Below are 12,104 nucleotides of genomic sequence, written 5' to 3'. Positions count from 1 at the left end.
GCGCCGATCAAATGATCGAATGAAATGGTGTAAGCGGCCCGTAGTCGCCTGCGTTCAGGGCGCCGCGTCTTTGGCCGCGCCGATCAAGACGAACGCGAGCGTCGCGGAGCGGTCGCTTTTGTTGCGCCAAGCATGGCGGGTGCCGTTTTGAACGACGACGTCATGCCGGCGCAGCAGTTCGGCCCGTCCGTCGTCGAGTTCGAGCCAAATCTCGCCGTCGAGCACGATTCCGTAGTCGATCGTCGGCGTGGTATGCATGCCGTCGGCTTCGAACAATTCGGCGAGGCCCGGGCTGATGGCGAGATTTTCAGCAGCGGCCGCGGCCGGATCGAAACCGGGTGCACCGAAGACGCGGTCCGGCGGAAACGTCACCACCAGGAAGCGGGTGCCCGATCGCGGCGGCACGATGCTCGTGACGGACAAGGTCGGATCGGTGCCGTCGGACGGCAGCGCAGGGGCAGGGTCCGTGGCCCAGATGAGCCTGGACATCATGCCCGGAACGTGCCGGAATGCATCGGAACGGGGCGCGACGCCGTCGTGCGCCACCATCGATGCGCCCGTTTCGTCATGTCCAGTGACGACGCGACGTATCGCCAACGGCACGCCGTCCGAGGCCGGCAGATTCGATTCGTTCACGGCCGTTCCCCCGAGGTAAGACGGACACGTACCTGGGGCGCAAGGGCAGGCCCGCCCGAAGGGCAGCCTTCGGCACGACGGATTGGCTGCATGGCTCGTCTCCTTGTTTGCTAACGTTTGCACAAATTCTGGCAGAGCGTCATTCGATCTGTCAATAGCGGAAATACGCGCATTCTGTCGCACGAGGTGGATTGACCTCGTGCCTCCGCACTGCTAACGTTAGCAAAACCACGACCCTGGAGAGTATCGATGTCGTCCGAGAAGATTGTTCGCTATGCGCTCGACGGAGCGACCTACTACGGCCTGGTGTCCGAAGACGCCACGATCGCGCGCTTGGCCGGTTCGCCGTTCGACGGCCTCGCGCGAAGCGGCGAGCGTGATCTATTGAGTCGTGCGCGTCTGTTGGCGCCGGTCGAGCATCCGAGAATCTTCGGTCTCGGCTACAACTACAAGGCGCATTCGAACGAAGTCGGCAAGCCGGTTCCGGATCTGCCCGTGCTGTTCATGAAACCGAGCACCGCGGTGATCGGCCCGGACGAGTCGATCGTGTATCCCGCCGATGGAGAGATCGTGCATTTCGAAGGCGAACTGTGCGTCGTCATCGGCAAAGTTGCACGGCATGTGACGGAAGCTCGGGCGCTCGACTACGTATTCGGCTACACATGCGGCAACGATGTCAGCGATAGAGTCCTGCAACGGCGAGAAAGCGCGTTCGGATGCCTCTTCGCGGGCAAGGGCTACGATACGTTCGCGCCGCTCGGCCCCGCTATCGTCACGGGGCTCGATCCGTCGAATGTACCAATCGTCACGCGTGTGAACGGGCAGGTGCGTCAGAACGGCAATTCGGCGGACCTTTTGTTTCCGGTGCCGTACCTCGTCGCCTATCTGAGCCGATATCTCACGCTGCTGCCGGGCGACGTCATCATGACCGGCACGCCGGCCGGCGTGGGGCCGATTCACGTCGGCGACACCGTCGAAATCGACATTGCACCGATTGGCGTGTTGCGCAATAGCGTCGTGGCGGAGACGCCGACGCACGGTCGAAGCGATTGACGGGTCAAACGACCGTCTGACCTTTCCGGGTAGGCATCGCTCCTCGCAGCATCGGGCCGAGCCACGCGCGGGTTTCGATCGCATCGCCTCGCTGCGCACGTTGGCTAGCGCCGGGCGGTGATCCTCCGGCGTTACTCGAGCGTCCGGAAATACGATTCGCGGATCGTCAAGCCGTTTCTGTTTCACACGAAAAAATCCAAGCGGGTTGCATTCAAACCGATTGTGTCGCCCAGCGCCGATTTGGCGCTGTGGCGGCGTATTGCCTTTGCGTTCTCGGATTCAAATGTTTTTCCACTATCGCTGACATCAGGCAGCGATTTTTTAAGACGTTAATTAAATAAAAGGAAGACAAGTGAGACAAAGAAGCATGGCCGTTGTTTTTTTGAGTGGCGTGGCATTGAATGCACACGCGCAAAGCAGCGTCACGTTGTACGGTCGTATCGACAACGGGATACGGTACGAGAGTGGTTTGCCGACCGGGCACCTCTTCACCGCATCGAGCGGGGACTGGGGTTGCTCCTGGTTCGGGCTGCGCGGCACGGAGGATCTAGGCGGCGGAACCCGGGCGATATTCAATCTCGAAGGACAGCTCGACACGATGACCGGCGCATCGGAGGGCGCCTTGTTCAGCCGTCATGCGACCGTGGGGCTCGCCAACGATCGCTTCGGTACGTTCAAGCTCGGCAACCTGGGCGCGGGCGAGCTTTCGCAAGACAGCTGGCCCGTCGATCCTCAAATGATGCAACGCTACTCGATCGAAACCTTGGTTCGCGCCCGCAATTGGGCAAGCGCATCGAACGGCTTCGAGTATCAGACGCCGACATGGGGCGGCTTTTCGCTCAAAGGCCAGTACGACCTGACCAACAATACGGGTTGGAACAGCGCATCGTCGGCGACGGGCCAGGGCCGCTCCGATGGCATCGAGATGCTCTATCAGTTCGCGAACGCGGGCGGGCGCGTGATCTATGACGAGATTCGCGGCGCCGACGGCTCGTTCAACGACGTCTATGCCCACTCGCGGTCTCTTCTGGCAGCCGGCGCGTATTCGTTCGGGCCGGTGCGAGTGTACGCCGGCTATCAGCATCTGAGCGCGCCGAATGCAACCGATGCCAGCGTCGGCGTGGCGTCGAGTACGCAGCCGGCGGGCGTCTCCGCGCCCACGCAAGTGGACCACGAATGGATCGGCGCGGCCTGGAGGGTGACGCCCGCAACGGGGATCATGGCGGCGGTCTATCATGCGAACGCCAATCACGGCAACGGCAACGCAACGCTCTATACGCTCGGCGGTACATACGACCTGTCGAAGCGCACCTTTTTATACGCGGAGATGGCCTACGTTCGTAACAGCGCGACGTCCAACATCGGCTTGAGCGACGGGCCATACGGCAACAACGACTACGATCCCGCGACCAATACGGCGTCGAACGGCAATCCCAACTACGGGCACGCCCAAGCGGGGGCGTTCGTCGGGGTGATGACCGCGTTCTAAAGCTGCCGCTTTCCTAGCGCGTCGCCGCTCCCGTGGAGCGGCGACGTCCTTCCTCGCACGACGAGTGTCGGCTGACACAGCGAGTTGTACGGGACCGGGTTCGCCGATTTTTGCCTGATCCCCTTGATCGCGACCGGGCCGCTCGCCGAATGCTTTGCCGATCGCCGCATCGTCACGATGCGCGCGCGCCCCGCGCCGCGCCCGAAAGCTTGAACGATTCGACCAGTTTCGCCAATTTTCCGGCTTCTTCCTGCATGCGGCGAGACTCGAGTCCGGCTTGATCCACGAGTTCCGCGTTGCGCTCGGTCGTATGCTCGACCTGCGCCAGCGCTTCGTTCACCTGCACGATGCCGTCGCTTTGCGAACTGCTGGCCGTCGATATGTCGCTCAGCACCATCGCCACGCGTTCGACGGCGGCGACGATGTCCGTCATCGTCTCGCCGGCATCGGTCACGTGCCGGCCGCCGGCATCGACCCGCTCGGCCGCATCGCCGATCAAGGATTTGATTTCCTTCGCCGCATCCGCGCAGCGTCGCGCCAAATTGCGCACTTCCTCGGCGACGACGGCGAAACCGCGGCCTTGCACGCCGGCGCGCGCCGCTTCCACGGCCGCGTTCAGCGCGAGGATGTTCGTCTGAAATGCGATGCTGTCGATCACGCCGATGATGTCGACGATTTTGTGCGAACTGTCTTCGATCGACTTCATCGTCTCGATCACTTTGCCGACGGCCAGCCTACCTTTTGCCGCAACGCTCGACGTCGTCGTGGACAACACCTCCGCTTCACGCGCGCTTTCCGAATTTTCGGCCACCGTCGCCGTGAGTCTCGCCATGGAGGCGGCGATCTGCGTCAATGAGGCGGCTTGCGCTTCCGTTCTGACGGCAAGATCGGCGTTGCCCGATGCGATCTGCGCGACGCCGTTGCCGACCAGCGCCGTGGTTTCCTTGATCTGCGAGACGAGCAACTTCAGATTGATTTGCAGAATGCGCAGCGCGTGCCGGATCCGCGCGGCCTCGTCGTCGCCGTGCGCTTCGATCGTTTGCGACAAATTGCCTTCGCCCAGCGCGTCGATATGGTCCTTGAGCCGTGCGAACGGTCCGGTCACACCCTGGCGAAACAATAGCGAGGCCAGCAAGCAGCAAACGATTCCGGCGACCGACGACCCGATGGCCCAGCGGCTCGCGCCGCCGCCCTCATGCGCAAGGACGGCCAAGTTGCCGGCGAAGAGAACGATCGTCAGGGCCATGAGCGCGTTCATCTTCCTCGAGACGGAAAACCGCCTTTCGGCGCGCAGGCGCCGGAAGATGGATCGCCTGACGAGTCGGCCTTGGTCGACGTCAATTTCGGCGCTGCCGCTCTTCATCGCGGCATACGCCTCGCTCGCCGAGCGAATCTTCTCCGGGGAGGCTTTCGCGCGAATCGTAATGTAGCCGGCGATACGGCGATTCACATAGATCGGCGCCGCCGTCATCTCGACCCAGAAGTGATCGCCGTTCTTGCGAAGGCCTTTCGCGACCCCCGTCCACGTGCGATTCGACCGCACGGTGCGCAGGAAATCCTCGAACACCTGATGCGGTGTGTCGGGGTGGGCGAGCAGGCTTTGCGGCGCGCCGAGCAGTTCGCTTTCGGCGTAGCCGCTCACCGAAATGAAATCTCGATTGGCGTAGGTGATCTTGCCGTCGAGATCGCCTTTCGAAATCATGGCGATCGAATCGTCGAGCACGTATTCGATCCCGCTGGCTGTTCTGTCAGCGTGCATGGCCGCCGGTCTCCGTAATTATTGTTCGTCGATGCGCCGCGTGCCGAGCGCGACGCCTACCTTGACGGCATATAGCGACCGATGCCCTCGACCCATGCCGCCGCCACCTGGTAAAGATGGTCGACGGGTTCATGCAACAGTGGAACGGCGACCGAGCGGACCTGGTCGCACAGCCGGTCGTCGGTCAGATACTCCACCGGTGATTTGCCGTCCACGCGCGCGAGCAGCAGGGCCGGGAGCAGCGCAGCCGCGCGCGCTTCGAGGCTTGCACGCAATTCCCAGTCCGCTTCGTCGAAGTACGCTTCGGTCAGCGCCTTGAATGAGATGATCAAGGCGTCGACCTTGTCGGGGCGCACGAGGCATTTGAGCAGCAGGTGATTGAGGCAGAAGGCAAGATCGAACGCCGGATCGCCGAACCACGCGCATTCCGCATCGAGCAGCACGGGACCGTTGGGGCCGATGAGAATGTTCTTCGGACTCACGTCGCCATGGACGAGGGCCGTGCGTATCGAGGCAGTACGAAGCGCGAGCGTTCCCAGCCTGCGCGCGAGTGTCGGGTGCCGCGCGGACATCGCGATGAGGTAGGGGTCCAGACGCAACGCACGGAAGTTCTCCCCCGTGTCGAAAGCATCGGCGAGCTCGCTGCTGTCCGCGCTCGCGCTGTGCAAGCTGCCGATCAAACGGCCGACGGCCTTGGCCGTGTCGATCTCCACTTCGCCTGCCATGAGCTGCTGCTTCCAAACCGGATGCTCGGCGGGGGAGAGGAAGGACATCGCGAACACCCCGAGCACCGGGTCGTGCGCCAGCGGCGTGGGCACATTCTCGGGGCAGTGCTGCGCGGCGAATTGTATCCACGCCCATTCATAGGCGTTGCGCGAAACGGGCGCTTCCCATTGCGCGGAAACCTTCAAGGTGGAAAGCGCACGCTTGACGCACAGCGATCGTCCGGGTAGATCGACACGCCAAATGTCGGACGATACGCCGCCCGTCAAAGCGTGCCAGGACGCAGGTTCATTCGCGGCCGCGAGCCGATGCTCGATGAGAAAGGCGTCGAGGTGCGGGTCGGGGCAATTTCGTTCGTTCATCGTGAGGCGGCAGTGGTGGAAAATCGAAACGGCACGCTTGCCGTCAAACCTTACGCAAGTTGCAGGGGTTGCGCGGCGCCTCGCCGCGCAGGACACGGACGACTTCTTGCGCCGCGCGCTCGCGCAATTCCAGCAGCGAAGCATCGGATGAAAACGCCACATGAGGGGTCAGCAGCGCGCCGGGCTGCTCGAGCAAGCGTGCGGGAACGGCGGGCTCCGATTCCAGCACGTCGAGGGCGGCCGCGGAGAGGCGACCGCTTTCGAGCGCCTCGATAACGGCGTCCGTATCCACGATCGCGCCGCGGCTCACGTTGACGAGCAGGCCGCCGGGCCGCATGCGCGCGATCCGCTCGCGATTGACGAGGTGGTGCGTGCCGTCGGTCAGCGGCGCATGCACGACGACGATGTCGCTTTGCGCAAGCAATTCGTCGAGGCTGACGGCTTGCACCCCGTCGGCATTGCCGGGCATGAACGGATCGTGCGCGAGCACGCGGCATCCGAAGGCGGCGAACTTGCGTGCCGTCGCGCGCCCGATCCGTCCGTAGCCGATCAGTCCGCAGGTCAGCGACGATAAGCGGCGCAGCTTCGCGTCCGCCGGCGACCACCGTCCCGCGCGCACCTCGCGGTCGAATGCAACGAGGCCACGGGTCCAGGCCAACGCGAAACCGACTGCATGATCAGAGACTTCCTCGACGCAGTAGTCGGGCACGTTCGTCACGAGAACGTTTCGCGCCGTTGCCGTCTGAACGGCGATGTTGTCGAGCCCGACACCGAGCCTCGCGACGATTTTCAGATTCGGTGCGGCGGCGATCGCATCTGCCGATACTTGCGCCCAGCACGTCAAGATGCCGGCGGGCCGATGCTCGCGCACGAGGGCTTCGATCGATGAGGCAGAGGCCGGCGATGCGGGCCCGCTGACCAGCCGAAAGCCCGACGATTCGACGATGGCGCGCTCGACGCTGTCGTCGGGCCAGGCGTAGTCGGTGAGAAGAACGGTGTCGCTCATGAATGACCTTGTTCATGTGAATCGAGAAATGTGCTCAAACGTTAGCACGAGAAACGATGCCTGCCAAGACGGCCGGCGACACAGTCGACCAGGCAATTCGCTGCGGCCTTGCCCGCAATGGGCTCTACGACGGGCTATCGAAAACCCCAATGTCGTAAGCTGAGCAGTCGAAATATTCTCCGTCTCAGTGCTAACGTTAGCGCGAACCGAGATCCAAGTGTGACGCATTCGATCGCACCCGACGACACGGACAACAACCAGGAGACAAGGAATGAAGCGGCAACTCGCATTCGCGATCGGAGGCTGTCTTTGCGCAGCGGCTCATGCTCAGAGTTCGGTCACGCTGTACGGCCTGATCGACAACGGCATTTCGTATGTCAGCAATCAGCGGGGCCATAGCGCCGTATTGGCGTCGACCGGGAATATCGTCGGCGATCGATGGGGGGTGACCGGCAGCGAAGATCTCGGTGGCGGATTGAAGGCCATCTTCAAGCTCGAAAACGGCTTCACGGGCACGAACGGGACGTTGCAGCAAGGCGGACGCTTGTTCGGCCGGCAAGCATGGGTCGGTATGTCAAACCCCTGGGGCGCTGTCACGCTGGGCCGCCAGTACGACTCCGTGGTCGACTATCTCGCGCCGCGCAGCCTGGCGCAAAGCTTCGTGGGCGGGCTCGAATTCATGCACCCCATGGACAACGACAACTTCGGCGACTTTTTCCGGCTCGACAATGCCGTCAAATTCGCGAGCACGGATTACAAAGGCCTGAAATTTGGCGGGCTGTATGCGTTCTCCAATAAGGCGGGCGGTTTTGCGGACAATCGCGCATTCAGTGCGGGGGCGACGTACGAGAGAGGGCCCATTACGGTCAGCGCGGCGTACATGCGCATCGACCACCCGGGGGATGGCGCCGCGGGCGCCCTCGACGGTTCGTCCACCTCGGGTGATGCGACGTTCCATGCGGCGACGCAGCAGGTATGGGGCGTCGGGGCGGGCTATACGATCGGACCGGCCATACTAGGCCTCGTTTGGAGCCATTCGCACTATGGCGCGGCGAGCGCGGTCTATCGCGGCAGCACGCTAGCCCCCGCGGCAACGGGCTCGCCTACCGATCTGACGTTCGACAATTACGAAGCGAACATCCGGTATCTGATCAATCCGGCGTGGGTAGTCGCGGCATCGTACACGTTCACCAATGGCAGCTATGCCAATGCCTCGGTTCGTGCGAAGCCGCGCTGGAATCAGTTCAATCTGATGACGGCCTATTCGTTGTCCAAGCGCACCGACCTTTATTTGATGGGCGAGTACCAAACCGTCAGCGGGGCGGGCTCGACGATATTCAACGGCGCCTTCATCGGCAGCAGCGGCGGCCCCTCGTCGACGAACCACCAATTCCTGACGAGCGTCGGCCTGCGGCACAAATTTTAAGCCGCGGCGTGGGGCAGGCCGGCAGCATTGCCGGCCTGCCTCGCGACCCAGTCGCGAAACCGGCCCAGCGCCGCGTTTTCCGCCTTCTCTTCCGGAAAGATCAGGTAATACGATCGGCTGCTCGGGTGTTCGTGCGAGGACACTTGCACGAGCGCGCCGCTTTTCAATTCGTCCTCCACGAGCAAGCGCGGCATGAGCGCAATGCCCATTCCTTGCTTCGCCGCTTCCGCGACCATCGAGAAGAGTTCGAGCCGCGGTCCCGCCATATCGCCTTCGACCTCCATGCCCTGGGATGCGAACCACTCGCGCCAGGCGTAGGGCCGCGTGCTCTGCTGCAAGAGCGTGTAGCGCTTCCAGTCGTTTCGCTTCAGTGCGCCGCGCGCAGTGAGGAGCGCCGGGCTGCATACCGCGACGAGGGTTTCTCCCATCAGCCGCAACCCCTCCGTGCCGGGCCAAATACCGGGCCCAGCGTGAATGGCCGCGTCGAATTCGGTGCCTTCGAATAGGAAAGGGCGGGTCTGCGAGGTCAGGTTCACCGTGATGTCCGGATGCGCCTCATGGAACATCGGCAAGCGCGGCAACAGCCATTTCGTGGCAAACGTAGGGACCACGGCGAGTTCGAGCGTTGCGCCTTGTCCGCCGCGAGCCATGAGTTCGAGCGTATCGCGTTCGAAATCGTTCAGGCGCGCGACGACCCTTCGGCTATAGGCCACCCCGGCTTCGGTCAATGCCACGCCGCGACGGCTCCGGCGAAACAGCTTCACTCCCAGGAAATCTTCCAAGGTACCGATCTGCCGGCATATCGCGCTTTGCGTGACGGCCAGTTCGTCCGCCGCTTTGGTGAAGCTCTGGTGCCGTGCGGCCGATTCGAAGGCGCAGAGCGCGCCCGTGGAGGGGATCTTCCTGCGCATGACGGTGGGTCTCCGGTTACTCTGACAACAAGTGAGATTTTCGCACAGATCAGTGCGAACAAATCGTTTGTGCGTGACTCATGGTGTGATTAAAGTGGGTCCAATCTCACTTTCTTTCGAGTTCGAAATGCGTGCACAGCACAAGTCAGCCAGCTTCAAATGGGACGATCCCTTGCTGCTCGATCAGCAACTGACGGACGAAGAGCGCATGGTGCAGGAATCGGCGCGCGCCTACTGCCAGGAACGACTGGCGCCGCGCGTGCTCGATGCGTTTCGGCGCGAGCATACCGACGTCGACATTTTTCGCGAGATGGGCGAGCTCGGCTTGCTTGGTGTGACGATTCCCGAGGCGTATGGCGGTTCGGGGTTGAACTACGTCAGTTACGGACTCGCGGCGCGCGAAGTCGAGCGCGTGGACTCCGGCTATCGCTCGATGATGAGCGTGCAGTCCTCGCTCGTGATGGTCCCGATCAATGAATTCGGCAGCGAGGCGGTCAAAAACAAATATTTGCCGAAGCTCGCGCGCGGCGAATGGATCGGATGCTTCGGACTGACCGAACCGGATCACGGCTCGGACCCGGGCGGCATGGCCACGCGCGCGAAGCGCGTCGATGGCGGCTATTTGCTGACGGGCAGCAAGATGTGGATCACGAACAGCCCGATCGCCGATGTCTTCGTCGTATGGGCGAAGGACGACGAGGGGGCGATCCGCGGCTTCGTGCTCGAAAAAGGTTGGAAAGGATTGTCCGCTCCGGCCATTCATGGGAAGGTCGGCCTGCGTGCGTCGATCACGGGCGAAATCGTCATGGATGAAGTGTTCTGCCCGGAAGACAACGCGTTCGAGCACGTGCGAGGGCTCAAGGGTCCGTTCACTTGCCTGAACAGCGCGCGATACGGCATTGCATGGGGCGCGCTCGGCGCGGCGGAAGATTGCTGGCATCGTGCGCGGCAATACGTGCTCGAGCGCAAGCAGTTCGGCAAGCCGCTCGCGGCGAACCAACTGATCCAGAAAAAGCTCGCCGACATGCAAACGGAAATCACGCTCGGCTTGCAAGGTTGCCTGCGGCTTGGCCGGATGAAGGACGAAGGCACGGCAGCCGTCGAAATCACATCGATCATGAAGCGCAACTCCTGTGGCAAGGCGCTCGATATCGCCCGCCAGGCGCGCGACATGCTGGGCGGAAACGGCATCAGCGACGAGTTCGGCATTGCGCGGCACCTCGTGAACCTGGAGGTGGTCAACACCTACGAAGGCACGCACGACATTCATGCGCTCATTCTCGGGCGCGCCATGACCGGCATCGCGGCGTTCTAAGCGACTATGAACGACTTCAAACAAGGCGCGCTATCCGGCCTGCGGGTGCTCGATCTGTCGCGCGTGCTCGCCGGACCCTGGGCGAGTCAGTTGTTGGCCGATCTGGGGGCGGACGTCGTCAAGGTCGAGCGTCCGGGCACGGGCGACGATACGCGCGCGTGGGGGCCGCCCTGGCTTGACGACATCGATGGCAAGCCTACCGGCGAATCCGCGTACTACCTGAGCGCCAACCGCAACAAGCGATCGGTGACGATCGACATGGCGCAGGCCGACGGCCAGGCGCTGATCCGGCAGCTTGCCGGCAAGGCGGACATCGTCATCGAGAACTTCAAGGTCGGTGGCTTGGCGCGGTACGGGCTGGACTATGCGAGTCTGTCGGCGATCAATCCGCGGCTCATCTACTGCTCGATCACCGGCTTCGGGCAAACCGGTCCCTATGCCGCGCGCGCCGGCTATGACTTTCTGATTCAAGGCATGGGCGGATTGATGAGTCTGACCGGGCGGCCCGACGGCTCGCCGGGCGAGGGTCCGATGAAGGTCGGCGTGGCGCTGACCGACGTCATGACGGGGCTCTATTCGACCGTGGCCGTTCTTGCCGCGTTGGCGCATCGCGAGCGCTCGGGCCGGGGCCAGCATATCGACCTCGCGCTGCTCGACGTGCAAATCGCGTCGCTGGCGAATCAGGCGGCCAACTACCTCGTCGGCGGCGACGTGCCTCGACGGATGGGCAACGCGCATCCGAACATCGTGCCGTACCAGGACTTCCCGACGGCGGACGGCTACATGATCATCGCCGTGGGCAACGATTCGCAGTTCGCGAGTCTATGCGAGGCGATCGACCGGCCGCAGTGGGCGCGCGATGCGCGCTTTCGCACTAACCCGCAGCGTGTGAAGCATCGCGACGAGCTCGTCGAATCGTTGCGCGGCATCACGCTCACGCGCACGACCGCGCAATGGGTGTCCATGCTGGAAGCGCGCGGCGTACCGTGCGGCCCCATCAATCGAATGGACCAAGTGTTCGCCGATCCGCAAGTGCAAGCACGCGCGATGCGCTTGGAGATGAGCCATCCCGTTGCGGGAAAGGTGCCGCTGGTGGCCAATCCCATACGAATGTCGGAGACGCCCGTCCAGTACCGGCATGCCCCGCCGACGCTCGGCGAACATACCGAGGCCGTGCTCGGCGAATGGCTCGCGCTCGATGCGCCGCAGCTCGCCGCCTTGCATGACAGAGGCGTCGTTTAACCGACATTTCATCAGGGAAAGCAATCATGAAGGTCCTCGTACCGGTCAAGCGCGTGGTCGATTTCAACGTGAAGGTTCGCGTGAAGTCGGATGGCACGGGCGTCGATATTGCGAACGTGAAGATGTCGATGAACCCGTTCGACGAAATCGCGGTGGAAGAGGCGGTGCGGCTGAAGGAAGCG

Annotated in this window: 10 protein-coding genes and 1 pseudogene; 6 read left to right on the top strand and 5 right to left on the bottom strand. The window is 62.9% G+C overall.

The window, feature by feature from the left end; all coding sequences use genetic code 11:
* Positions 1–54 precede the first annotated feature (54 nt).
* A complete protein-coding gene (locus tag ACO1XS_RS17905) occupies positions 55–549 on the bottom strand; it encodes a cupin domain-containing protein (protein ID WP_331566939.1) in 495 nt (164 codons plus the stop codon).
* A gap of 336 nt (positions 550–885) precedes the next feature.
* On the opposite strand from ACO1XS_RS17905, the gene ACO1XS_RS17900 reads away from it, so the two are divergent.
* Positions 886–1,689: a fumarylacetoacetate hydrolase family protein gene (locus tag ACO1XS_RS17900; RefSeq protein WP_331566923.1), complete on the top strand. Its 804-nt coding sequence runs from the start codon at positions 886–888 to the stop codon at positions 1,687–1,689.
* A gap of 367 nt (positions 1,690–2,056) precedes the next feature.
* A complete protein-coding gene (locus ACO1XS_RS17895) occupies positions 2,057–3,178 on the top strand; it encodes a porin (protein WP_486391311.1) in 1,122 nt (373 codons plus the stop codon).
* A gap of 172 nt (positions 3,179–3,350) precedes the next feature.
* Here the strand turns inward: ACO1XS_RS17895 and ACO1XS_RS17890 are convergent, their stop codons facing one another.
* The 3 genes from ACO1XS_RS17890 to ACO1XS_RS17880 are packed head-to-tail and all read right to left on the bottom strand — an operon-like array spanning position 3,351 to position 7,028.
* Positions 3,351–4,937 (bottom strand): methyl-accepting chemotaxis protein, encoded by a 1,587-nt coding sequence (locus ACO1XS_RS17890; protein ID WP_486391310.1) that lies wholly within the window; start codon positions 4,935–4,937, stop codon positions 3,351–3,353.
* A 56-nt stretch (positions 4,938–4,993) separates the two neighbouring features.
* Positions 4,994–6,022, bottom strand: coding sequence for a phosphotransferase family protein (locus ACO1XS_RS17885; protein ID WP_486391309.1), 1,029 nt, complete (start codon positions 6,020–6,022; stop codon positions 4,994–4,996).
* Positions 6,023–6,065: 43 nt separating this feature from the next.
* Positions 6,066–7,028 carry a C-terminal binding protein gene (locus ACO1XS_RS17880; protein WP_486391308.1) on the bottom strand — a complete coding sequence of 321 codons (963 nt, stop codon included), beginning with the start codon at positions 7,026–7,028 and terminating at the stop codon, positions 6,066–6,068.
* A 271-nt stretch (positions 7,029–7,299) separates the two neighbouring features.
* On the opposite strand from ACO1XS_RS17880, the gene ACO1XS_RS17875 reads away from it, so the two are divergent.
* Positions 7,300–8,454, top strand: a complete 1,155-nt coding sequence (locus ACO1XS_RS17875; RefSeq protein ID WP_486391307.1) for a porin — start codon at positions 7,300–7,302, stop codon at positions 8,452–8,454.
* Here ACO1XS_RS17875 and ACO1XS_RS17870 read toward each other — a convergent pair.
* Entirely contained in the window at positions 8,451–9,365 is a 915-nt protein-coding gene (locus ACO1XS_RS17870) for a LysR family transcriptional regulator (protein ID WP_486391306.1), read from the bottom strand. The two genes, ACO1XS_RS17875 and ACO1XS_RS17870, sit on opposite strands and share 4 nt — an antisense overlap.
* Before the next feature lie 127 nt (positions 9,366–9,492).
* On the opposite strand from ACO1XS_RS17870, the gene ACO1XS_RS17865 reads away from it, so the two are divergent.
* The 3 genes and pseudogenes from ACO1XS_RS17865 to ACO1XS_RS17855 all read left to right on the top strand — a co-directional run.
* Positions 9,493–10,680, top strand: a complete 1,188-nt coding sequence (locus ACO1XS_RS17865) for an acyl-CoA dehydrogenase (protein ID WP_486391305.1) — start codon at positions 9,493–9,495, stop codon at positions 10,678–10,680.
* Positions 10,681–10,686: 6 nt separating this feature from the next.
* Complete coding sequence (locus tag ACO1XS_RS17860) at positions 10,687–11,922, top strand: CaiB/BaiF CoA transferase family protein (protein WP_331570334.1); 1,236 nt, start codon at positions 10,687–10,689, stop codon at positions 11,920–11,922.
* Between the two features lie 26 nt (positions 11,923–11,948).
* Positions 11,949–12,104 (top strand): annotated as a pseudogene (locus tag ACO1XS_RS17855) (electron transfer flavoprotein subunit beta/FixA family protein); the annotation flags it as partial.

It is taken from the genome of Trinickia sp. (assembly GCF_057351765.1).
The sequence above is the reverse complement of the archived record's forward strand: the minus strand, read 5'-3'. Positions and strand labels throughout refer to the sequence as shown.